Annotated in this window: 15 protein-coding genes and 3 other annotated features; of the genes, 1 reads left to right on the top strand and 14 read right to left on the bottom strand. The window is 35.2% G+C overall.

The window, feature by feature from the left end; genetic code table 11:
• Positions 1-110: 110 nt before the first annotated feature.
• From essC to AC3WTI_RS01835, 6 genes are all read right to left on the bottom strand, one after another.
• Entirely contained in the window at positions 111-4,118 is a 4,008-nt protein-coding gene (essC, locus tag AC3WTI_RS01860) for a type VII secretion protein EssC (protein ID WP_142286519.1), read from the bottom strand.
• A 31-nt stretch (positions 4,119-4,149) separates the two neighbouring features.
• Positions 4,150-4,512, bottom strand: a complete 363-nt coding sequence (locus tag AC3WTI_RS01855) for a ubiquitin family protein (RefSeq protein WP_097841432.1) — start codon at positions 4,510-4,512, stop codon at positions 4,150-4,152.
• A 29-nt stretch (positions 4,513-4,541) separates the two neighbouring features.
• Complete coding sequence (locus tag AC3WTI_RS01850; RefSeq protein ID WP_087956292.1) at positions 4,542-5,315, bottom strand: hypothetical protein; 774 nt, start codon at positions 5,313-5,315, stop codon at positions 4,542-4,544.
• Positions 5,316-5,326: 11 nt separating this feature from the next.
• Positions 5,327-6,091 (bottom strand): vWA domain-containing protein, encoded by a 765-nt coding sequence (locus AC3WTI_RS01845; protein WP_087956291.1) that lies wholly within the window; start codon positions 6,089-6,091, stop codon positions 5,327-5,329.
• A 195-nt stretch (positions 6,092-6,286) separates the two neighbouring features.
• Positions 6,287-7,573, bottom strand: coding sequence for an aspartate--tRNA(Asn) ligase (gene aspS / locus AC3WTI_RS01840; RefSeq protein WP_097841431.1), 1,287 nt, complete (start codon positions 7,571-7,573; stop codon positions 6,287-6,289).
• Between the two features lie 108 nt (positions 7,574-7,681).
• Positions 7,682-7,893, bottom strand: a binding site (T-box leader).
• A 66-nt stretch (positions 7,894-7,959) separates the two neighbouring features.
• Complete coding sequence (locus AC3WTI_RS01835; RefSeq protein WP_142305880.1) at positions 7,960-9,342, bottom strand: UDP-N-acetylmuramoyl-tripeptide--D-alanyl-D-alanine ligase; 1,383 nt, start codon at positions 9,340-9,342, stop codon at positions 7,960-7,962.
• A 64-nt stretch (positions 9,343-9,406) separates the two neighbouring features.
• Here AC3WTI_RS01835 and AC3WTI_RS01830 point away from each other — a divergent pair, with 64 nt between their 5' ends.
• Positions 9,407-9,886 carry a YozF family protein gene (locus AC3WTI_RS01830; protein ID WP_253621548.1) on the top strand — a complete coding sequence of 160 codons (480 nt, stop codon included), beginning with the start codon at positions 9,407-9,409 and terminating at the stop codon, positions 9,884-9,886.
• Positions 9,887-9,992: 106 nt separating this feature from the next.
• Here the strand turns inward: AC3WTI_RS01830 and AC3WTI_RS01825 are convergent, their stop codons facing one another.
• From AC3WTI_RS01825 to AC3WTI_RS01790, 8 genes are all read right to left on the bottom strand, one after another.
• Positions 9,993-11,504 (bottom strand): M36 family metallopeptidase, encoded by a 1,512-nt coding sequence (locus AC3WTI_RS01825; RefSeq protein WP_492304295.1) that lies wholly within the window; start codon positions 11,502-11,504, stop codon positions 9,993-9,995.
• A 314-nt stretch (positions 11,505-11,818) separates the two neighbouring features.
• Entirely contained in the window at positions 11,819-14,920 is a 3,102-nt protein-coding gene (ileS, locus tag AC3WTI_RS01820; protein WP_097841428.1) for an isoleucine--tRNA ligase, read from the bottom strand.
• A 53-nt stretch (positions 14,921-14,973) separates the two neighbouring features.
• Positions 14,974-15,213: a binding site (T-box leader), on the bottom strand.
• Positions 15,214-15,310: 97 nt separating this feature from the next.
• Complete coding sequence (locus AC3WTI_RS01815; protein WP_097841427.1) at positions 15,311-19,513, bottom strand: bacteriocin-processing peptidase family protein; 4,203 nt, start codon at positions 19,511-19,513, stop codon at positions 15,311-15,313.
• Between the two features lie 318 nt (positions 19,514-19,831).
• Entirely contained in the window at positions 19,832-20,710 is an 879-nt protein-coding gene (locus AC3WTI_RS01810) for a methyltransferase domain-containing protein (RefSeq protein WP_097841426.1), read from the bottom strand.
• Positions 20,711-21,007: 297 nt separating this feature from the next.
• Positions 21,008-22,696, bottom strand: a complete 1,689-nt coding sequence (argS, locus tag AC3WTI_RS01805) for an arginine--tRNA ligase (RefSeq protein ID WP_087956283.1) — start codon at positions 22,694-22,696, stop codon at positions 21,008-21,010.
• 46 nt (positions 22,697-22,742) lie between these two features.
• Positions 22,743-22,957: a binding site (T-box leader), on the bottom strand.
• A gap of 40 nt (positions 22,958-22,997) precedes the next feature.
• Positions 22,998-23,774, bottom strand: coding sequence for a class I SAM-dependent methyltransferase (locus AC3WTI_RS01800; RefSeq protein WP_087988147.1), 777 nt, complete (start codon positions 23,772-23,774; stop codon positions 22,998-23,000).
• 49 nt (positions 23,775-23,823) lie between these two features.
• Positions 23,824-24,258, bottom strand: a complete 435-nt coding sequence (locus AC3WTI_RS01795) for a BrxA/BrxB family bacilliredoxin (RefSeq protein ID WP_000063712.1) — start codon at positions 24,256-24,258, stop codon at positions 23,824-23,826.
• Positions 24,259-24,341: 83 nt separating this feature from the next.
• Positions 24,342-24,725 (bottom strand): thiol-disulfide oxidoreductase DCC family protein, encoded by a 384-nt coding sequence (locus AC3WTI_RS01790; protein WP_000634876.1) that lies wholly within the window; start codon positions 24,723-24,725, stop codon positions 24,342-24,344.
• Between the last annotated feature and the right edge of the window lie 3 nt (positions 24,726-24,728).

Genomic DNA, 24,728 nt, shown 5'->3' with positions numbered 1-24,728 from the left:
TCAAATCATAAATGATACAACAATTAGATTATAAACTATATTCATACAATTTTAAAAGAGTTAAATTGCAAAAAAATTCTATTTTATAGTAATTTAACCCTATTTTAATATTATTTCACTTTTAATTCAGACCATTTCACACTAATTTTGTCTGTCATCGTGCGAAGTAAATGTAATGGTGTATATGCACATTTTATTTTTATTGGCTTTCTACGTATGCAATATCCATCCCCACTTAATAATTCTTGATCGATTTCAGCATGTGGAAGTTTCATATTAAAGAAATACACATCGTTATTGTGAGTCGTTCCTAATAAATAACCTATACTTCTCTTTCTAATTTCCGCAAACCATTTTTCATGTGAAAAGTTATTTACACTTGATGTTGTAGCCGCCGTTAAAAAATGAATCCCTTTATTTTTACAATTTTGAACTATTAGTTCCATTTTATTTTTCGCCTCATAATCATTAGATAATACAGTTAACATTTGATCAATATCATCAATTGCAATGATTATTTTCTTATATGGAAACTCCACTGTTATGTTTGGATCTATAGAAGGTACTACTGCTTCTCTATTATTTATTAGCTCTAACAATTCATCTAACATTTCTTTTAATTGCATATCATCTGTAACTTTCTTCTTCACATGGGGTAAATCTCCAAGAGCTAATATGCCAGTAGGTCTTTCACCAAGGTCTACTAAGTATAGCTCAACCTTTTCTGGAGAGTATTGGTATGTAGTAGTGAAAAGAAGTGTTTGTAATAATGATGTTTTCCCGCCTTCTATTCTTCCACCGATAAATATATGATTCATTTCGTCCAATGAAAAATTTTGCAAACGGATATCGTCTGTTTCAACTCCTGCAGAAATTTGAGTTGGTTCTAATTGCTCAACTAAATCTTCTACAAATATTTCTTTAGGAACCATTGGAATCTCTTTTGCTTTTTCACCATTCCATTCACTGCCCATTTTTTGAATAATCGTTTTTAATTGCTGTGAGTATTCTAATTCACTTTCACCTATAAATGGCAGTGCTGCTTGGAACAATTCAGGTGGTTGTCCTTTCATTAACCCACGGCCAGTAGGAACTTCAATTAACGGGAAATTCGGTCTACCAACTAAACTAGGATATTCAGCTCTATCTTGCAATTCAAATGTAATTGCCATCGGTATATTATTACGAACACGATCAAACATATCAATTGTTTGATTAAGCGAGAAATAGAAGTACACGCCATATGTGCTTGATTCGCGTAATAACATTTCTAATACTTCATTCTCTTTTTCGAATTCATTTTTAAATCTTATATAACCATCTACCATTACAACGATAGCAGGAATTCTCTTTCCAACCATTCGATTATACATAGAGAATGACTTTGCACCGATATTAGAAAAACTCTCTTTTCTATACGTGATTTCCTTCTTTAAAAATCCGAATAGACGTTTCATTTTTTCATTTTCGTCCTCTTGTACAACCCCGCCTACATGAGGTAAATCTCTAAAATCTAAGAACATACGACCAAAATCAATAATATAAAAATTCACTTCTTCTGGTGTATGAGATACTGCTAGAGACATAATAATCGTTTGTAACATCGTTGTTTTTCCTGTTCCTGGCATACCATAAATATTTAAGTGTCCTTCTTGTAAATCTAACTTCAGCGGAAATTGCGCTTGATTTGCAACATCATCAATTAATCCTACTGTTACTTGTAAATATTCTTTTGATTTATTCCACTCACTAATTGTCCAATCTTCCATAGCATAAAATTCTTTTAACAATAATTTTTCTGGTAATGGATCCAGCCAAGGTCCTGGTAATGCTTTAATATTTTCTTTTTCTGATACGCTCTGTACATATTGAATAAAAGCTTGTAGTTGTTTTGGACTATTTGTCATTGGTTTTGGACGCTTTTTCACTTTTATTCTTTCACCCGATAGCTTAACTTCTGTAAAATCAACTATATCAAGAACTTTCTCTTCATCTGGATTATAAGGTGCTCCGCTCCATGCTGATTGGAATAATTCCAATACTTCATTGCTACCAACTTGGAGATACCCTCGTCCTGGTACATTGATTTTTGATGCATCTGGAATCTTTAACATTTCACGACTATCCGCATCATCTTGTACACGTAAACAAATTCGAAAACGCGAGTTACTCCAAATCTTGTCATTTACAACTCCTGAAGGTTTTTGAGTTGCTAATAATAAGTGAACTCCTAACGTCCTTCCTATTGCAGCGACACTAATTAGCTCGTCCATAAATTCTGGTTGTTCCTTTTTCATTTGAGCAAACTCATCAATAACAATAAATAAATGTGGTAAAGGTTCTTTTTCACGCCAGCTTGTTTCATAATATTCATCTAGATGCTGGACATTTCCAGCCTGAATGAATAATTTTTGTCTACGCTCTAATTCTGCTTTTAATGAAATTCTGGCACGCTCAATTAAATTTGGATCTTCTAAGTTCGTAATAGATGCAATAATGTGCGGTAATCCCGCAAATGTATTTGACATTCCACCACCTTTATAGTCGATAAGCATAAATGCCATCTCATGAGGATGATAGGTTGCCGCTAACGCCGCTATTATAGACTGAATTACTTCGCTTTTTCCTGATCCAGTTGTACCAGCCATTAGACCGTGCGGACCATGCCCTTTTTTCTCTATTTTATCGTGAATATTTAGAAAAACAGGTTTACTTCCTTCTCTTACACCAATTGGAACCGGCAATGAAGTCGGGTATCGATTTTCTTTCCATCTCTCTAGCACTTGTAATTCTTCCATGTTTTTAGCTTGAAACAAGTCTAAAAATGTTAATACTTTCGGAATGTTGGCTGCTGTTGAACTTTTCATTCGAATTGGAGCAATACTTCGCGCTCCTAATTCACATCGTTCGAATGAAAGTCGATCTACTTTAAAACTAGCACGCGTTGTTCCACTATTTTCAGCTGAACTTGAAAACGTTTCTACTAATTCACCATTTTCTCCATTTAAACTTATTACAAGATCACATTCCATCGGTAAACGTTCCCTCTGTTCCGCAAAAATAAATGTAGAAGCTCCTACACTTTCACCTTCTCTAAGTAGCATTGGAATTAAAGGGTCATCCTCTAATAATTCTCTCGCTGATAAGAAAAAGACATACATCGGAATTAAAGGAACTTTGGCATCCGCTTGCGCAGAGGAATTATAGATTCTACGCATGTTAAGTGGGGTAAATAGTACTTCAGCTAGTTTCTGTGCATCTTGTTGATTTTCAGATAAAAAGCGCATACTTCTCTGTTCATCCCATACGTGAGGAAGCCACCTCATCCACTCCCACTGCTTTTTCTCTTTCTCATGATAAAATGCTGCTATTTTCACTTCATTTGGTGCATGATGCGTCATAATTTGCGTCGTTACAATTCGAATAAAGTTTAGTCTATCTTCTTTATTTCCAACTACACCAATTACATCGTTTTTTTTCAAAGAAATAGAAATGTGTCCATTTGGTATCGTATTGAAATCCCTTTTCACATTTTGTGCTTCTGTAACTAATGGATTTTCCTCATAACCTTTCTGCTCGGGCACCTTCAATTCTACAAGGAATGGTCTTTCTCCAGTTCCAATACGAATATCTAAAAAGTCCGGACTTTCAGGTGTACGCTCCCATAAATTACTTTCCCGATTTTCAATTCTTTGTACACTTTTTAATGGGCTTGGATTTTGTGTAATTAAATATTTTGCTTGTTCAACCTTTAACGTATCTAATTCCACTCGATGCTTTTGAATTTGCTCTAAGTATCTTGTTTGTAATTGTTCAACCATTTGACGATGTTCTTTCTTTTTACGGAAATGTCCCATCGTTGTAAATAGATATGACCCCAACATCGGAATACTTGAAACCATCATTAATGGCATATAACTTGCATTCATCTTCATAAATTTCATCATTACAAAATATAATACCAATGTTAAAACCGTCATCATTGCAGGCAGTAACATTGTTTCAATTGAAAACTTCGGCTCCTCCGGTATATTCGGTGGATCATGAATAATAACATCCCCTGTCGGTATATCTACTTTCACACGCGGAGAGCGTTGAAAATACGGTGATTTTTGCACAAAACATTTCTCCTTCCCCATCCAAAAACTATTACTCAATGATTTTCCATACATAATCTTCTTCACTAGAAGACATATCTTTTTTAACAGGTTCATTATAAACTTCTTCTGCTGGCATCATTTCAAAAGAAGGGATAATTGCTCCTTTTTTATGTAGCATTACATATTGTCCATCCCATACATCATTATCGCGCAACGTTTCATCATTTCCAATAGAATGCCACTCCTCTTTATCTTTTGCCACTCTAATTTCATAGATCCCGCTTAATGCTTCATCTATTTTTTCATGATGTAAAATCGATTCAATAATTTGCACCACTTTTACGTCATTTGGAATTGCAATATCTATTTCTTCATTTGACTGTTTTATGTATGTAACAATAATCTCTTCCACATTTATTCACCTTTTTTCCATCATGTTTGTTACCAAGAAATATCTAAAAATGAAATATCATCGCTTGTCGGAGAGTTCTGTGCCCTCTCAATTTCTTTTGACACTTCCTCAAAGTTATACTGCTTAAGCGGCACAAGTCCGTCTGAGTGAATAACTATCCGATTAGCTTCTTGCCTAGATAATGTCTTTGAAAAAACCGCCAATTCCCCACCAATAATGCCCCGCTGCGTAGACCACCTTTTCTCTATATTTCTCTCAAACTTCATTACATTCAAACAATTCTCTTTATCTTGAAACAATTGTACAAATGAATCGCCATGTGTAACTATCGCTATTTGTACTTTATCTTGATTTGGAATCAGCTCTATTTTCCCACCGATAAACATCGCTTCACTACCTTGTTTTCGCTTTTCTTCTAATACATCGCGAAGTAACCACGGTGTTTCTTCTGGCAATCGAAATGCACTCACTTCCTCTGAAGCTTCTTCTATCCAATTTTTTAACTGTTCATTTAATAATGTAGCAATATCCAGTCCACTTTCTTGACATGTTTCAAACAAGTTTACTAACTTCATACCAAGAAATTTCGCAGCAATTTCACCATGAAAAGACAGCCCTACACCATCACATAACGCAAATATGAAACTAGTTCCATTATCTAGAAATACTAGAAAGTCTTGTCCACTCTCGTTTAAATCCTGCGTTTCTTTTGCTCTTACATAGCTATATCGATAAGTAAAATGTTTCGTTTCCTTTTCTTGCAATACCGTTTCTTTCTCTTGAGATAGAATATATTTCATCATACTTCTCTCTCCTATCGAACCGGCGTTGCAGCAGACATTTGAAATCCAAGTGATACTAAGTCCGCATTTGTCCCAGGAAACATCATCACAGCACCATCTGCAATATGAAACCCATGTTCCGTCATCATCTCACGATAGCTTTGAGGGATAGGCGATGAAAGTCTTTGCAACTTTGCACCATATTCATCTGTAATCTCTGTATTTGGCATAATTCCTTCCCACTTCTTTATATTAGAAATTTGGTCTTGCATAATTTCATCTGAAATAAAAATATTTTCAATTAGTACGTTTCCATCAGGTACAGCCATATTCATAATTCTTCGTACAATTGATTCTGGATCTTCACCAGTTGATGCCCCATCTGTCATATGACAAACAACAGGAGCTGGCCCGTCTTGTAAATTTGGTAGTTCCTTTTGCAATAACTTCTCCACTACTGAGAAAGCTTTTGCTGTATCAGTTAAACGATGCGTTTGGATTTTTTCTAGTGGGCGAAGTCTTGCTACCTCATCTATTGTTTTCACACCACCCAATAAATCAAAAACATGATCGCTATAGGCTAAAATAGATAACTTATATCTCGGAAGCAAACGACTACCTTTTGTTGAACGAAATACCATTTGGCGAATCGCTAAAGAAAGAGCATCCGTTACAATATCAATTCTTCTTTTTTCTTCTCCGCCTGCATCCATCATTTGGTTCATTGATGCGCTTACATCAAGAAGATAAATTATATAAGCTGGTGTTTGTTGTGTTGCTTGAGTTTGATATAACATGTTTCATACCCTTCCATACATTATTATATGAACTTTTTTTATATTCATATTTCATTATAACTTATGAATTTTCTTTTTCTCAATTCATTATAAAATGTTCTTAATATAATTTACATATTTTCACACAAAAAATTATTCCTTTTAACATGTGTTGAAAGGAATAAACCCCTTCTATAGTATAGAAGGGGTTTATTCTTATGGTATAAGACGCGTACAATCTCTCGGAAAAGCACTCGCCTCTCGTACATTTGTTAATTCTAATAGTTTGTATACAACTCTCTCTAATCCAATTCCAAAACCACCGTGCGGGGGACAACCGTATCGGAATGTAATTAAATAAGATTGAAATGTATCTAGATGTAATCCTTTTTCTTTAAAAGAAGCAAGTAACATTTCATAATTATGAATTCGCTGCGCCCCTGAAGTTATTTCTAGTCCTTTATATAGTAAGTCGAACGAATCAGTAATAGATGGATTCTCATTATTCGGCATCGTATACATCGGCCTAGCTTCTTTCGGATAATGTGTAATGAAAACAAACTCACTCTTATATGTTTCCTTCACATATTTCCCTAATAGCTTCTCGCCTTCCGTATCTAAATCTCCAATTGGCGATTCTTTTCGGTACTTACTTTTCAAAATTTCTTGCGCTTCTAACAATGTAATTTTCGGTATTTCTGTAATAACAGGTACTTCTATTTGTAATAGTTGCAGTTCTTTTTCACAGTTTTTTGCCACTTGTTGAAACATATATCGTAAAACATCCGTTTCTAGTTGCATCACTTCATAAAAATCATGAATAAATCCAAGTTCTACGTCTAACGATATATATTCATTCAAATGACGGGAAGAATTATGATGTTCTGCTCTATAAACAGGTGCAACTTCAAAAACACGTTCTAACCCTCCAGCTACCATCATCTGTTTATAAAACTGTGGTGATTGTGCTAAATAAGCTTCTTTTTGAAAGTATGGAAGTTTAAAAACATTCGCTCCTCCTTCTGCCCCTTGTGAAACAATTTTCGGAGTAAATATATGCGTGAAATCGTTCTCTATAAGAAATTCACTAAAGCTCTGAACGAGTGTAGATTTCACTTTAAATATCGCCGCAGTTCTCTCATGCCTTAATGATAATACCCTTTCATTCAGTAGTTGATCCAAGCCAACTTGCAATTTCTTTTTATTTATTTCAAATGGAAGTGGTTCTGCACCATTTAATATTTTCACTTCGTGAGCAAGTACTTCAACTCCTAATTCTGTTTTTGAAGTCTCCACTATTTGGCCTACGACTTGAACGACACTTTCCACATCTACTTTAAATCCAGCTAGCTCGTTTTCTAATACGCATTGCATAACTCCTGATCGATCCCTTATTAATAAAAAACTAACATTACCTAGATGACGAATCTTTTTTACCCATCCTTGAAGTACTACAACTTTTCCGCTTTGCTTTGTACATTCTTTTGTGAGTGAACGCTTCATTACATTTCCCTCCAGTAAATTTATATTTATTTACGTTATTGTTGTTGTCATCGTCATCATCCACGGTCACTCACCTCCCTTCAAAGAATACAAAAATCCGCCCCTATAAATAGGGACGGATTTTTCCGCGGTACCACCCAAATTGTCATAATGACCATCTTAGCCCTGATAACGGTAGGTACCGTTTGCTTTTACTAATTATCACGTTCAAAGCAACACTCACAGGTGTCTTTTCATCATGCGGTATCGCAATCTTCTCAGCAACCGATTGCTCTCTGTAGACCTTTGCATCATGTACTTTTCCTGATCATCACTTTTTATATTTACAGAGTATTCTATCTCTTCATTTTATTAAATGCAAGCCTTTTTAAATATATTTTCATTTTTCATATCCAATTTTGTACGATTTCCTCTAAAGCCATTCCGCGTGAGCCTTTCAATAGTACGACATCCTTTTTCGTTATTACTTTTAATACTGCCTCTGCTAATTTTACTTTATTATTAAATGACTGTACTTTTCCTGTTTCAAAGTTCTTTCTTGCTTCTTCCGCTACAATTTCAGCTAACTCTCCATAGGTAAATACATATTGAACGCTCTCTTGATTTAACATTTTGCCAATTTCTCTATGATATGTTTCAGCTTCCTTCCCTAACTCCAACATATCCCCAATTACTATCATTTTTTTGTTATAGACTTTTAATTTCTGTAACGTTTCAATTGCAGCCTTCATTGAAGAGGGACTTGCATTCCATGCATCGTTAATAATCGTAAAACCTGTTCTAGCAGTTAAAAATTGAAAGCGCATATGAGTAATATTTACTTGACGCAATGCTTCCTGTATTTTTTCTGCAGTGACATTATAATATTGACCTACAGCGATTCCGACGATCGTATTTAATATATTATGTTTTCCATGTAAGGGAACATCGTACTGTATATTTGAATCATTTAATTTAAAATGAACACCATATTCATCTAATTGCACGTTTGTTGGAAACAAATCATTTGTATACGTTTCACCAAATGTCTTACAATTTATTCTTGGTAGATTCTTATTTTGCAAAAGCGATGGTTCATCACCATTATATAAAAACAAAGCATTTTCTTTTAACCCATCAATAATTTCTAGTTTAGCGTTCGCAATCTCTTCTTTTGATCCAAGCGTTTCTAAATGTGATTGTCCAATCATGGTAATGATCGCTACATCTGGCTGTGCTATTTTTGATAAGTTTCGAATTTGTCCTTTTTCACTCATTCCCATTTCAAGTATTAAAAACTCTGTATCTCGTTTCATTTCTAAAATTGTTAATGGCAAACCAATTTGACTATTAAAATTCCCCTTTGTTTTATGCACACGATGAGTTGTACTTAAAATCGTGCTTACAATATCTTTTACTGTTGTCTTTCCATTACTACCAGTAATTCCGATTACTTTTACATTTAGCTCTGTTCGATAATATTGTGCCAATTGTTGCAAAGCAAACAAAGTGTCCTCTACAAATATAACTGGTATTCCTTTTGGCGGAGTACCGTGAGACTTTTTCCATAAAGAAGCGACAGCTCCATTTTCCATTGCCTCTTTCACATAATCATGTCCATCTTTCACTCTAATAATTGGGACAAACAAATTCCCTTTCTTAATTTTCTTGGAGTCAATGCAGATACCTTGTATCTCTATATTGTGAAATGATTCTTTTAACCCTTCACCATCTATTACCTCTTCCAGTTTATTTAATTGTATTTGAATCAAATTATCACCTCTTTCCATTTTATTACATAAAATTTGTATTTTTTTCGCATATTAATTAACAAATTTAAAGCGAGGTGTGTATATGAAAAAAACAATAAGTTTCTTTCTCCTTTTGTTATGCCTAATCGTAGTAAATGAAACGTACGCCTATTCTCCAAAAGCTTTACCAACCTCCCAAAACTCTAATCAATGGCAAGTGAATATTGATGAACCGAAAAAAATAAGCAAAAAGACTCTTCAAGCTAAAAAAGATGAATTTCAAACATATCAATTTTCAGTAAAAAATGTTGGCAACAGTGAAGTATATAACGTACAAGTCGAAGTATTCCGCAATGAGCCAAAAACGAAAACGAAATATGAACTTTTTTCCCTAAAGGAAAGTCGTTTAGCAAGTGGAAAAACCGGATTTAGACATGCTAATTTTCCAGTTGCTACAAAAGCAGATGTAGTTGATGTAATCATTACTTGGCAAGAACACCCTTTCCGCTCCATGAGAAACGGTCAGAAAGTTGAGTCTAGAAAATTTAAAGAGCATTTTGTTTTTAAAGACGAGAAAAAGTAAACAAATACATATAAATTCACACTACCATTCATTTTGCTTACTTTACTAGTACCAGTTCATTAGCAAATTAAAAAGTCGTGGCTTATAAATGCCACGACTTTTTATATTAATTCGTACTAATTCCTCTTGCTGCCCAAATACGATCGATATCAGCAGCATGTTGTCCGCCATATAAAAGAGCATCCGCTTGCTTAATCGCTTTTGCTCCATCACTGAATTTAGAGTTTGGTGTTAATGACCAGTGCGATTGTAAAATAATTTTCGTTGCTACATCACGTCCAAATGCTTGTGCCATTTCGTATTGACCTTGTGCCCAAATTTCACCATCATCATGTACCTCATTTGTAATATCTTTCGGATATACTTTATTCGTATCTAATCGGCGTAAGCACGTCGGATCTGAACTAGAATAAGCTGTCGCATCCCATTCTCCAACACATGCTTTTCCGTACCCTGTCGTCGATACTGCATCTTCATAAGTTGCACCTAAAAAATCGCCAAATCCTTCTCCCATCGCTCCACCTTCTGCCGAACTACCAAAACCAGGTACTTGGTTATCTTGAATCGAATGCCCGTATTCATGTGCGATAATACCAGCATCTTCTGCATCATCTACTCCGCCAGTACCGAAAGTTAAAGCTTTCGTTGTCGGAGAATAAAATGAATTATCAGCCGTCGTTCCATTCACATTCACTTTAATAGAGCGATTATTAATATTTTTAAAACCTAACCCTTGAATGTAACGCTGTAATGTATCGATATGATAATACGACATCACGTCTTCAAAGCTATCATTCGCGCGTGTATAGTTAAATTGTAAATTTGTAGATTTCGTTTTCGCTTTTGAAGAAATCGTTACATACTCTCCAATTAAAAATCCTGTTCCATCTAAACCTTTTAACGTAACAGTCTTCAATTGGTTCGTTAGCGCTGTTGAATCTGCATCGTTATTATCTTTTAAGCCCACTTTACTACCACTAGATACGACAGGGTTAGGTAAAAATACTTTTCCTGATCCTTCTGCTTTTCGGTTTATATCAACCTTTTTAATTAACTTTCCGTTTTCTGCATCAATAAATGTTTCCCACGCACCAAACGGGTTATTAGAATGGACTACAACTTTATATACTGGACGAGCAATTCCTTCTTCCACAATATATCCGAATTCTTCCTCTGTAGGAGCCCATAAGTTTTGCTCACTAGCTTCTCCAACATATGCCATTGATTTTTGTATTGCATCTTTTTCACTAATTTTTGTCGTTACTTCCTTCACACCTTTAACGGATTGATAATCAGAAACAGCAAGTACTCCTTTTCCCTCTCCGTTAAGAGTAACTGTAATTTGTTTTGAAAATACAGATGCACCATTAACAACTTGCTGGAACCTAACATATGAAGCTACTGACGTTTCTGTTGTAGAAATATATTGTAAGTCTGAAAGGTCTGTTTTCAATCCATACTGCGCAGCATTTTCTTTTAAATATTCCGTTGCTTTTTTCTGCGGCGAATAAGCTTCTAGCTTTACTTGCTGCTGTTTTTCCAATGCCGAAACCGTAGAAATCGTCCCCATTACTAACGGCACAGTCATTGCCATTGCCACCATTTTTTTATTAAACATAGAACCACTCCCCCTAATAAAGTAGCTCAACCTTATCCCATTACCACTAGGCAATCATTCCCCACAAAATGGGGGGATAAAAATTGAATCTACGAGTAATTCTCTATAAACAATTCTATTACCTTTCCATTTAGGGTGAGTGAAATTTTCTCAATATTTATGTGTAAAATGAAAACAATACTTTAGAAAGAAATTTTCACAGCATTTTAATTAGCTTGATGTGGAAAAAGAAATTTACTAGGGGGGCCAATCGAATGGATTAATTTCCATCATAAAAAAAGGAAGTTGAAATCATTCCAACTTCCTTTTTTTCTTTATTGTGCCGCGCTTAATTTAATACGGACTTTCGTCTCACCTAATGATAGTTCATCGTCTTCATTCGTTAAGCGATCGAATGTAAATCTCTTAACGAGTAAATTTTCTTCCAACAACTCTTTATGGTTCGTTAATGTTCGCTTTAGTTCTTCCTCTGTATCAAGAATAACATCGACTCGTAAATTAACCGGTAAATTTAGTTGCTTACGATATTCTTGAACCGCTCGAATAAATTCACGTGCTACTCCTTCTTGTAACAGTTCTTCCGTGACATTCGTATCTAACATAACTGTATATTGTCCGTTAGTCGTATTAGAAAATCCTGATTTTGCTACTTTCTCTACTAATACATCTTCAGCCGTCACCACTACTTCTTCTCCTGGTGCAGCTTCGTAAACTGCTCTTTCTGTAGATACAAAGTGTTGTACCTCTTCTTTTGATAATTGTTTTAGCCAACCATTTAATGCATTCACATTTTTACCAAACTTCGGCCCAGCTGTTTTAAAATTCAGCTTTAATTGATAGGACGTGTATTTCGTTTCATCGAGTTCAACATGGAAGGCCTTCACATTTAACTCATCCATGACGATATCACGATAAGATTCCCAATCCATATCATTTTCATTATGTGCTAGTAATACAAGTTCTGCTAACGGCTGTTTTACTTTTAAAGAATGCTGATTACGGTTACTTCTTCCAAGTTCAACAACTTGTAAAACAGCATCCATTTCTGCTTCTAATTTAGGCTGAAGTAGCGATTCATTTACGACTGGATAATCCTCTAAATGAACACTATTTCCAGTTAAATTCACATGAATATCTTCAGCTACAAACGGTGTAAACGGTGCAATTAATTTACTAATTGTCACAAGTACTTCATGAAGTGTCTCATACGCAGCTGCTTTTTCAGCATTCATACCAGATTCCCAGAAACGATTACGTGATCGTCTTACGTACCAGTTACTCACTTCATCTACAAGTGCCGCGATTTCACGAGCTGCATTCGTAAATTGATAATCATCAAGTGCAGCTCTCACTTTTTTCGTTGTGCTATGCAATCTTGATAATACCCATTCATCCAATTTCGTCCGCTTTACATCATACGTTTCTTTCGGATTATACTCATCTAAATTTGCATATAAAACGTAGAAGCTATACACATTGACTAACGTATCTACAAATTTAGATTTTGCTTCCAGTACTGTTTTTTCAGAAAAGCGCTTCGCATTCCACGGAGCACTATCAACGAGAAGCGCCCATCTTAAAGCATCTGCACCAAACTGATTTACTAAATCAACTGGATCTAGTGCATTTCCTTTACTTTTAGACATTTTCTGTCCTTCTTCGTCTAATACATGCCCTAGTGATAATACTCGTTTATAAGGCACTTTTCCTGTATATAGTGCTGATACTGCTAATAAACTATAAAACCATCCGCGTGTTTGATCAATGCCTTCTGCAATTACATCTGCTGGAAACTGTTCTTCAAATAACTCTTTATTTTCAAATGGATAATGATATTGCGCAAATGGCATGGAACCACTATCAAACCAAACATCAATTACTTCTGGTGTACGATTCATTGTACTTCCGCATTTTTCGCAGCATACTTGCACTTCATCTACATACGGCTTATGCAATTCTAAATCTACAGGTGTTTCTTTCGTACTATGCTTTCTTAAATCAGCAATACTTTTCGGTGCGAATTGATGATCGCAGCTTTCACATTCCCATACGTTTAATGGTGTTCCCCAATATCTATTTCGGCTAATATTCCAGTCCACCATATTTTCTAAAAACTTACCGAAGCGTCCATGTTTCATATGGTCTGGATACCAAGTAACAGAATCGTTATTTTGTAAAAATGTATCTTTAATTGCAGTTGTGCGGATTAACCAACTCTCTCCTGCATAATAAAGAAGTGGTGAATCACAGCGCCAGCAATGTGGGTAGCTATGTTCATACTTTTCTTTATGGTACAGTAAGCCTTCCTTCGCTAAATAACGAACGATATCCACGTCACAATCTTTTACAAATTTACCTTTCAAAAATGGTACTGCTTCTGTATACTCGCCTTTCTCGTCTACAACATGTAAGAATGACAATCCTTCACTTTGAACGACTCTATAATCGTCCTCCCCGTATGCTGGAGCGATATGAACGAGTCCTGTACCACTATCTGCCGTGACAAAATCTGCCGCGATAACTCGGTAGCCATTTGTAACTTCCTTCATTGGAAATGGCGGCATATAAGATGTATTTACTAATTCTTCGCCTTTATGAACAGATAATACTTCATAGTCTTCTTTTAATACATCTTGAACACGTTCTTTCGCAACAATGTATACATAACCTTCTTGTTTCGCTTTCACGTATTCCATATTTGAATGTACAGCGAGCGCAACATTTGCTGGAAGTGTCCAAGGTGTTGTTGTCCAACCTAGGAAATATTCATTTTCACTATCTTTCACTTTGAACTTAACTGTTGCACTTAAGTCTTTTACTGTTTTATACCCTTGTGCAACCTCATGTGAACTTAGTGAAGTTTGACAGCTTGGGCAGTATGGTGAAACTCTATGCCCTTTATACAATAATCCTTTTTCATGAATCGTTCCTAAAATATGCCATACACTTTCGATATATGGATTCTCTAACGTAACGTATGGATCATCCATATCGACCCAATAACCGATGCTCTCAGTGAATTCACGCCACTGCTTCTCATATGTGAATACACTTTCTTTACACTTCTGAATGAATGGCTCAATTCCATACTCTTCAATTTCATGTTTACCAGAAATACCGAGTTGCTTCTCCACACCTAATTCTACAGGTAAACCGTGTGTATCCCATCCCGCTTTTCTTAACACTTTATAACCAGCCATCGTTTTATATCTTGCAACTACATCTTTAATTGTCCGTCCAAGTGCATGACCTACATGCGGCAATCCATTCGCCGTTGGTGGTCCTTCATAAAACACAAACGATTGTGCGCCTTCTCGATTCTGAATTGATTGCTCGAAAATACTTTGCTCGTTCCACTGCTTACGAATACGTGTTTCTCTCCCTACAGCTGACTCTTTTACATCTACTTTCTTCATCTACAATCACTCCTTTGAATGTTTTAAAGCACACAAAAAACCCGTCCCTATAAAGTAGGGACGGGTTTACCCGCGTTACCACCCTAATTCTATTAGCTCTTCACTAATAGCACTTAGCAACGTACTATCATACGTGTTCTTTGTAACGGTAGACATCCGTCCGGGCTTACTCACTTTCAGCCTCGGCTCCTCGGAGATGATTTTCAAATAACGTCTGCACACCGGCTTTCAGCTACATACCGGCTCTCTGGGGAACAGTACACTATTTTACTCTTTCTCGTCTTCAGATTTGTATACTTTGTTAAAAGCTATTTTATGCCATTTTGCAATAAATTGTCAACTAATTCTAAATATATTTTATTTATACCCTTTTTTCCTATTTTTATACAATTACTTTTCAAATTCTCGCAATGCTGCTAAATTTTCCTCATCCTCGATAAGTTCAGCAAAAAATCCTGACTCATCCTCACGAAGTACAATTTCAAGCTCTTCCTTCGCCTCTTCATTTCTGTTTAACTGTGCTAAATAACAAGCACGATCATATCTCGCTAACAAATCACTCGCATCAATTTTTAATGCTTCATTTGCTATTTTTTCTGCCTTTCGTGTTTGGCCGGCACCATGATATGCAGATGCTAAAGAAAGAAGAATTGCTGTTTCATTCGGATGATGTATAGAAGCATTTTCTAATACATGAATTGCCTCTTCAAACCGTTCTTGAATTTGATATATTTCTCCTAAAGCAAGAAACGCTCTACTTACAAACGGTGTTTGCTCCGTTAATTGTAAAGTAATCTTTTCTGCTTTTCTTTCTTCTCCCATTTTAAAGAATACTTGTGCTTGTAAAAGAAGCGTATCATAATCATCTGGTAACTCTCGAACCATTTGCTTCGTTAATTCTGAAGCATCCCGTAACCTATCTTCTTCCTCACACTCTATGAAAAGATTTACAAGTTGCTTCGCTACATCGTAATCCCATTTACTTTCTAATGATGTTTGCAATACATCTATCGCCTCGTTGTTCATCGCCACATTCTCGTAAAATAGTGCAAATCGCTGTGCTGCCATACTATTTTTTGGATTTAACTTTAATGAGATTTCATATAAATCAATGATTGTAGTAATAATCGAAATTTCTTTCGCACGGTTTTTCATGCGATAAAAAGCTCTCGTAATTATGGATTTCTTCGGCTGATCATTTTGTTGACGTTCAATCCATCTTTCTGTAACCGCAGATGCAGCATACATAAATGCCATACTTCTTTCTGCCTTTTTCACTTTTAGTGTATGAAGAAAATCTCGTATATTAGACCATTTCTTATGTTGTTCTATCGCTTTTACATATACATCAAATATACGTTCATTATTTGCATCTTTTTGTATCACTTTCATGGCAATTTCAATTGCTTTCGCATTTCTATTTTTCACTAGTACTTTTGCATAATGATATAGAACTTCTGTATGCTCACCATCTAATTGTAGTGCGTATTCAATCTGTTCTTGTTCTTTATCTATTTCGTCCATCGCTCCATACACATATGCAACCGCATCTAATCTCCATATTTCAGGTACTTCGTCTGCTAATTGTTCTAGCTCAGTTAGCAATTCTTCCTGTAGATTCATTTCTACTGAAAGCTGTGCCAAATATTCCATATTAATATGTAACGGCTCTTCTTTCATCGCCTGAACCATATGACTTTGTTCTTTAGAACGATTTTCTTCTTTTTCGTATATTTCCGCAAGCTGTAAATGTACACCTACGAAATTCCCATCAAGCTCTAAACATCTTTCATACGCTTGTTTTGCTTCCGTCAATTGCCCTAATAGCATAAGTGTTTCACCAATTCGGTAATACGGTAATGCCGTTTCCTTTTGTTCTATCGCCTTATTATATCTTTTCATCGCTTGACCGTACTGTCCAATAGATTCATATAAAATACCTGTATAACAGCCGTATTCACTTACTTCATTTCTTTCTTTCTGTAACGTTCTTAAGAATGCTATACCTCGTTGTACAAATACTGTTCCTTTAATTCGATTCACATATTCATCTAACGCACTTGCTACATTATATTCGCTCTGCTTTATACCACTCTCTAACTTAGACAATGCTACTTTAAACCCTTCTTCACTTCCACCAAGTTCAACCTCTGCATCCCATAAAACCATCCCTGCGTTCATAAGGAAATCTTGACTCTTTTCAATTTGTTTTTCGATACTGAGAATATATTCTTTTGCTTCCTTATATTGTTCTCTTGCCATATAAACTTGTGTAAGTCCGAAGTGAGAGTATACATCATCATGATTTTCTTCCAAAGCACGAGCATACAATGTTTCTGCTTCTTCCAGACTATCATTTTGGAAATGGTAATCACCGAGCTTTACGTATAGAGGTGCCTTATCGTCACAATTCTCAATACCTTTTAATAAAACTTCTTTCGTACTTTCTTCATCCTTCAAATCAGATTCGTATATTTCCGCAAGTTTCGTATAAATGTATGGTGCATTACTATCCAAATGAATTGCTACTTTAAGCCCTTTTATCGCTAAATATAATTTCCCTAAATAATGCGCACATCTCGCTCGCTCATACCATACATGTGCTTCATTTTTATATTCTTTTAACAAATCATTAAAGATTTCATACGCTTCTTCATATCTTTCTAAATCTATTAATATTAACCCGTGATTCGTTAAAGTGAATCGTTCTGGACTACGTTCCAAGGCAACTTGAGAAAACTGTAACGCCTTTTCAGACTGATCGATATACATATACGATAAAGCGAGAAAACTCCAAGCAATCGGCTGATCTGCGTCTAATTGTAACGAGGAACGAAAACTTGAAATCGCTTCTATATAACTTTCCTGCTCAAAAGCATACCTTCCGTTTATTAGATGATATAAAGCACGATTATTTTTCTTCTCAACACTCGCAAGCATGTGCCCCGCTTTTTCTAATTCTTCAAGGCGAATAAAGCACTGTGCACCATGTAATTTAACAAAATCTGAGTTTGGAAACTTCTCCATTAACTTTTCAATACAAGATATAATAAACTCGTTATCTACTTCAACATCTAAGTGCTTAACCGTATACAACCACGTATTCGGATTATCACTCGTCTCTTTTAAAAATTGTACTAACTTGTGAATCCCCTCTTTATCTTGTTCATCTAAATGATCCGTTAAAGAAAAAATGGATTTAAAATAATGATGTTCTTCCTCATTTAAAAATGATAATTGTTCCTTCTTTTCTTTCGGAACAAACGTAATCGCTAAACACCCTGTATAACGATATTTTTCTTGTAACTTACTATACTCCACAATGACTGGTTCGATAAAGTTTGGATCTTGAACATAAAAAGCTTGTAACGTATCATCATACCCAGCTAACACTTGCACATGTGAAGCATGCTCAATATCAATACTTAATAAAACGGGAATTCCTTCACCGAGTAATCTCTTATATATTTCCTCATTCCCTTTAAAATAACGATATTCATAACCTAATTCTTCTAAATACGAAACAGTATCTGAAAACTTCGAGCCTGTCATATCAAAAATGAAATCTGCTATTTCATCTTGCGTACGTTTTTCTCCCCATAAGTGCAACATCATTTCTAAACTTGTCGGCACACAATAATTATCCTTTTGTACAATCGGAACTATCGGTAAGTGAACCTTTTTGCCATCTGGATTTTTTTCTAAATTATGATATAAAGACTCTTTTAAACTTTTTTCTTCTTTTAATAACTGTTGTAAATCTACAAGTTTATTCATTTTGTAAAGTGCTTCTGCACGTAAATGTACGAAGTAAGTTTTATACGCATGATAAGGAAGCTGATTATTTATGTTATCTATTACGTCTAACACTTCTTCATACTTCCCTAAATCTAATAAATATTTCACCTTTTCAAAATGAAAATATGGTACTTGCGGGAACTTTACAATTGCATCATCAATTAGCTGTAATGCACGTTTTTGTTCCCCTTTATTTGCATATAACTGTGCTAATAAATAAGTAGATAACTCTTCACAATCTTTATGCTGCATGCCGGCTATAAATTGTTCTTCTGCTTTCTCCCATTCACCTGTATGCATATAGACGTAACCCCATTTATCAAATACGGCACGTGCACTGTACTCCTCTGCCTTTTGCATATAAATAAGCGCTTCTTCATTTCGTTTCATTTCTAACAAACATCGTACTAACGTAAAATATGTTTTCGCTAAAAGATCAACTTCTATCTCTTCTTTATTTACCTCTTCTAATGAATCTTTTAACAACTGTTCTACTTCAAGAATTTTCCGCTCATCAATTAACTCATCACAATATAAAGAGAGCGTTCTCATATTTGGGAATTTTTTATAAGCGTAGCGAATGAGGAATGAACTGTATTGGTGCATAAGCCCTTCATCAGTAAGACGTATTAATATATCAAACTCCTTATGTGAAGGAATATTAGCAAGCCAATTCTTCAAATAAGATAAAGTATTCTTTTCTTTTATATATGAAATTTCATTATTTATTTCCTGTAATCCATCTATAAATCTCTTGTCTTTCAAACAAGCATCTAACTGCTTAAAATCTAGCATGTATTCACCTCGAATAATTTTTTGCACTGCTACTTGCTTAGATTTTACACATCATATTGTAGGTATTCAACTAAAATCTCCTATAATGGATAGTATTATTTAATATTATTCGAATTTATAACAAAATATAGTAAAAAAGATTGTTTTTCTCCATATTTTGTTTGATTAAATGAAATAACGTTACATGAGGATCTTATCTTTTGGAAGCTGAAATCAGTACATAAAATTATATCGATGATAATTTAAATATATCAGCGATTATACGGTGGATATCGACTTATAGACAAATAATGACACCCCTCAACATATAGCTATCTTTCAACATTCTACGTCACCGAATGTAATTTTCATATTCGGAGCATATACTAAAGAGGAATGTAGATGAAACGCTCTAAAAAAATTGAGTTCAGCTTTATATTGAGCTAGCGCATCATCATTTGTTAATCCTCTATCCATTAAACGTTCTATAAATTGCTGTTTATCACCTGGATCTCCTGCAATCCCCTCTTCTTTTAATGAATGATACAAACTTTGTTTATCATTATGCTGCATATTAGAATCTAAAAAGTTTACTTTATCACTTACTCTACATTGAATATTTTTCACGCCTAGTTCACTTAAAAACATCGGTATTTTCATACCAATATTTCCATCTTTTCCGCTTCTCTGCGTGTCAATTTCAAATAACTTTTGCAAAGCTCCTAACCTAATAATTTCCGATTGATTCTCTCCATTTAAAAAGTATGAAGACATATTTGATATCCAGTGTGGTTCAAAACAGATTATTTTTCCGCCCCTTTTAACTGAATGTATCATTTTTTGTAGCATCGTTTTTGATAAACTCATATGTAATAAGAAGGCATGACAGATTGCTATATCGTATGTATCATTCAGTTCAATTTCTGTAGCATTTTCCTCAAGAAATTCTGTCTCATATGGTAGTAAATGAAACAACTCTCTTGCTTCAGCAAGTAATGTTTCTCCACTATCAATGCCTGTATACTTTGAACCTTTTGGAAGTAATGGCATTAATAATAAGCCTAAATAACCATATCCACAACCGAAATCAACAATATGTACTGGCTTAGTAATCTTCCAAACTGTATTTACTAAAAATCTTATATAATCGTCATTGTAATATAAATCTCTCGTGTTTTTTAAGTATGTTAGTTTACTGTTCCAATCGTATGTTTCCAAGTTTCACGCCTCCTTAATATATATGACATTACAATTCTCCATTTAATAAGGACATTCCTACACCTGAAGCAACTCTAGAAAAGTTTAAACTTAATAAAGTGAAACTTTATTAAGTAGGAGGGTTCTTCATCCCCCACTGATTATCAGCCCTCACCAATCGGACTTTTATGGGCAGTTGATTCCCTACCTAAATTCTTTGCTTTCGCTCAATTTTGAGGTGGGGGTCTTACTGCTCATTAAAGTGGGATAAAAATAAATAAGAATACATATCAACTATGATACGTATCCTTATTTATTTTACATCTCCTCAGGAGCATCCACCCCAAGTAAACGTAATCCCTCTTTTAATACAACTGTCACAGCATATACTAATGCCAGTCTGCTTTCTTTCTCTTCACTCTCTTCCAATATACGAACATTTCCGTAATATTTATTGAACGATTGTGCTACATCTAATACGTATTTTGAAATGATTGATGGCTCATTTTTGTTGAAGGCCGCTTCAATTACTTGTGGGAATTTATTCAGTAATTTTACGACGCTCCAGCTATGATCATCTTCTAATGCAAACGTACACGTTTCAAATTCTACACTTTCTTTTCTTAAAATAGAGCAAGCACGTGCATGTGTGTACTGTACATATGGACCTGTTTCACCTTCAAATTTCAGCATGTTTTCTAATGAAAATTCGATATTATGCATACGCTCGTTTTTTAAATCGTGGAAGATAACTGCGCCAACACCGACTTGCTTCGCTACTTCTTCTTTCTGTTTTAAGTTTGGATTTTTCTCTTCAATATTTTGTTTTGCAAGGTCAATTGCTTCCTCAAGTACTTCTTCAAGTAAAATAACTCTTCCTTTACGTGTCGACATTTTCTTACCATCTTTTAAAATGAACCCAAACGGTACATGTTCCATGCCGTCAACCCAATTGTAGCCAAGCTTTTTTAATACCGTGAAAAATTGATTGAAGTGTAGACTTTGTTCCGGTCCAACCACATATAACGCTTTATCAAACGAATATGTGTTTTGACGATATAACGCTGCCGTTAAGTCACGCGTTGCGTAAATCGTCGCACCATCTGATTTTCTAATTAAGCAAGGCGGCATTCCCTCTTCTTCTAAATTAACGACTAATGCGCCTTCTGACTCTTCAAGCAAATCATGCTCCTCTAAAATCCCAATAAAATCTTCCATTAAATTATTATAAAAAGCTTCCCCTTGAAAATTAGTAAATTCAACACCGAGAAGTTCATAAATACGAGAAAATTCTTTTAATGATTCGTGACGGAACCAATTCCAAAGCTCAACAGCTTCTTCATCACCTTCTTCTAATTTCTTAAACCAAGCGCGTCCATCTTCTTCTAGTTCTTCGTCGCCTTTTACCTCTTCATGGAATTGAACGTATAACTTAAATAGTTCACGTATTGGATCCTCTTTCACTACTTCTTCATTTCCCCACTTTTTATAGGCGGTAATTAACTTTCCAAACTGTGTTCCCCAGTCTCCAATATAATTAATTCCTACAACTTCAAAGCCACATTTTTCAGCGATATGTTTCAGTGAATTTCCAATCATTGTAGAACGTAAATGCCCCATTGAAAAAGGTTTCGCGATATTAGGAGAGGAATAATCGATAACTACCGTTTTTTCACAACCAAAGTGATTATGACCGTACTCTTCTTTCTCCGCTAAAACCGTTTTTAATACATTATCACTTACCGTTTCACGATTAAAAAAGACATTTACATAAGGACCAACAGCCTCTACTTTCGTAAAAAATGGATCACTTAATTTCTCCGCAACTTCTTTTGCGATAATAGCTGGTGATTGTTTATATTGCTTCGCAAGTGAAAAACATGGAAATGCTGCATCACCGAATTCATCTTGTTTCGGTATTTCAATTAAATCTAAAATTTGATTTTGCGTTAATTCATTCGTAAAAATATCGGATAAACTTTCCGCAAACTGCGTTTTATAATCCATACTATATAACCTCCTTATTTTTTTAAACACAAAAAACTCGTCTCTAAAAAGAGACGAGTTTAAACCCGTGGTACCACCCTTGTTGTTCATTACGAACCACTTTCCCGTTTATAACGAGGACAGGGGGCCTCGGCTTACTCTACTATTCGTTCAAGAAGCATCTCAGAAGTGCGCTTCATCTTTTTCTTCCGCACTAGGCTCACACCATCCCTAGCTCGCTTTCCTTCTAAAAAAGACTACTCTCTTCATCACAGACAGTATATTTAATTAATTATTGCTTATTATACACCTTTTCAAATAATTAGCAAGGGTCAATTACACCAAAGTGAAACTTAGCACTTTTTCTTTTGTATACGTGAAAATTATGTTTTTCAAACCTAGAACTACGGAAATGATCTTTCAGAACGACACGCTTTCTCGCCACACGCTTCGCTTCCGCAATTGTTTCGTCAGTAATATCATGATACAAAGCAAAGTGTTTTAACCCTTTTATTCCATCTGATTCTATAACAGTTTCTTCAAACATTGGATCAAGGTACACGACGTCATAACTATTATCTTCACATTGTTTTAAAAACGCGTAATGCTCCGTTTGCTTCACATCAATTCGTTGCATTGCCTCATCAATTTCAGAAACAGATGAAGACCATGTTTTCAAACCATTCTCCATAATATAAGCCATATACTCATTGCCTTCAAGTCCTGTTACTTTTCCGCTTTCACCAACAATGTAACTAGCTACAATACTATCTGATGCCATACCGAGCGTACAATCTAACACTGTCATTCCGCCCTCTAGTTGCGTAGCTTGTACAAACGGGTCGTGTTCTCCGCGCATTAATCTTTTCACACGAAACATCGCTGAGTTTGGATGAAAGAAAAACGACTCTTCCGTTCCTTTTGGATAAATAGCTAATCGATTTTTCCCTACAACAAGTACATCTTGTTCATATTGCTCATGCAGTTTATGTACTGGTATGTCGTTACGTTTAACGAATGAACCATTTAATTCTGCGGCCACCTGCTTTGCATAATCTGTCATTTCTTTATTCGTTCTTCCTGCTGTTGTTACAATCATTGTTTCACCTCTATATAAAGAAAAGAGGGAGATTTACTCTCCCCCTTCTTTAGCAATTCTTTTCGAAAGCTTGTTCTAAGTTCGTAATAATTTCGTCCATAGTTGCACCTTCAATTTCATGACGGTGAATGAAGTGAACAACTTCTTTTCCTTTTAACAATGCCATAGATGGTGAAGATGGAGGGATTTCTCCGAAGTATTCACGCATTTTTGCAGTAGCATCTTTATCTTGACCTGCGAATACAGTTACAAGATGATCAGGTTGTTTTTCAGCACGAACAACTGCTTGCCCTGCTGATGGACGTGCTAAACCAGCTGCACATCCACAAACAGAGTTTACAACTACTAAAGTTGTACCTGTAGTGTTTTCCATAAATTCTGTTACAGCTTCTTCTGTAGTTAACTCTTCAAATCCAGAACGCACTAATTCTTGGCGCATTGGGATTACCATTTGGCGCATGTATTCTTCATAAGCATTTGACATCTTGTAATCTCTCCTTCAACTTTCATTCCAAATTCATCATATCACGCTCTATTACTAGGTGCAAAAGAAAGATTACGATGATTTCATTTTTTTGTAGGGATTTCACATACTCCTTCACGGCAATGTCCAACTGGGACAAGTTTTCTATTGTTAGCGATATAATCGTATACTTTACTTCCAAATCCAAGTACGATAGATAACTTTATAAAAGGCACGGCAAACCAATAAGATGGAACAGCCTTTGCTAATACATGTATGCTATGAATTCCGTCATACCACTTATTATTTTTTAAAATATACAATCTTTGTTCCATCTTGCTTTGTAGTTCTTGAGAGAGTTCATACTTCTCAACTACATCTTCATCTCGAAATGAAACAAATTTCATTTTACCCTTTTTATCTAATTTTTTCGTACGTTCAGCAACCGCCGTACACATCGGACACCAACTATCATAGAAAACAATCATACA

The organism is Bacillus sp. EB106-02-03-XG38, from assembly GCF_058792175.1.
Note: the sequence above shows the minus strand (reverse complement) of the source record. Positions and strands in the feature narration are given on the sequence as shown.

What these genes read in the sequence shown, in the direction of transcription:
- AC3WTI_RS01815 (WP_097841427.1), bottom strand. Translation starts at nt 19,513, where the DNA reads ATGCTAGATTTTAAGCAGTTAGATGCTTGTTTGAAAGACAAGAGATTT.
- AC3WTI_RS01795 (WP_000063712.1), bottom strand. Translation starts at nt 24,258, where the DNA reads ATGTCAAATGCTTATGAAGAATACATGCGCCAAATGGTAATCCCAATG.
- aspS (WP_097841431.1), bottom strand. Translation starts at nt 7,573, where the DNA reads ATGAAGCGTTCACTCACAAAAGAATGTACAAAGCAAAGCGGAAAAGTT.
- AC3WTI_RS01850 (WP_087956292.1), bottom strand. Translation starts at nt 5,315, where the DNA reads ATGATGAAATATATTCTATCTCAAGAGAAAGAAACGGTATTGCAAGAA.
- AC3WTI_RS01790 (WP_000634876.1), bottom strand. Translation starts at nt 24,725, where the DNA reads ATGATTGTTTTCTATGATAGTTGGTGTCCGATGTGTACGGCGGTTGCT.
- AC3WTI_RS01800 (WP_087988147.1), bottom strand. Translation starts at nt 23,774, where the DNA reads ATGATTGTAACAACAGCAGGAAGAACGAATAAAGAAATGACAGATTAT.
- ileS (WP_097841428.1), bottom strand. Translation starts at nt 14,920, where the DNA reads ATGAAGAAAGTAGATGTAAAAGAGTCAGCTGTAGGGAGAGAAACACGT.
- AC3WTI_RS01835 (WP_142305880.1), bottom strand. Translation starts at nt 9,342, where the DNA reads ATGGAAAGAGGTGATAATTTGATTCAAATACAATTAAATAAACTGGAA.
- AC3WTI_RS01830 (WP_253621548.1), top strand. Translation starts at nt 9,407, where the DNA reads ATGAAAAAAACAATAAGTTTCTTTCTCCTTTTGTTATGCCTAATCGTA.
- AC3WTI_RS01825 (WP_492304295.1), bottom strand. Translation starts at nt 11,504, where the DNA reads ATGTTTAATAAAAAAATGGTGGCAATGGCAATGACTGTGCCGTTAGTA.
- AC3WTI_RS01845 (WP_087956291.1), bottom strand. Translation starts at nt 6,091, where the DNA reads ATGTTATATCAAACTCAAGCAACACAACAAACACCAGCTTATATAATT.
- argS (WP_087956283.1), bottom strand. Translation starts at nt 22,696, where the DNA reads ATGGATTATAAAACGCAGTTTGCGGAAAGTTTATCCGATATTTTTACG.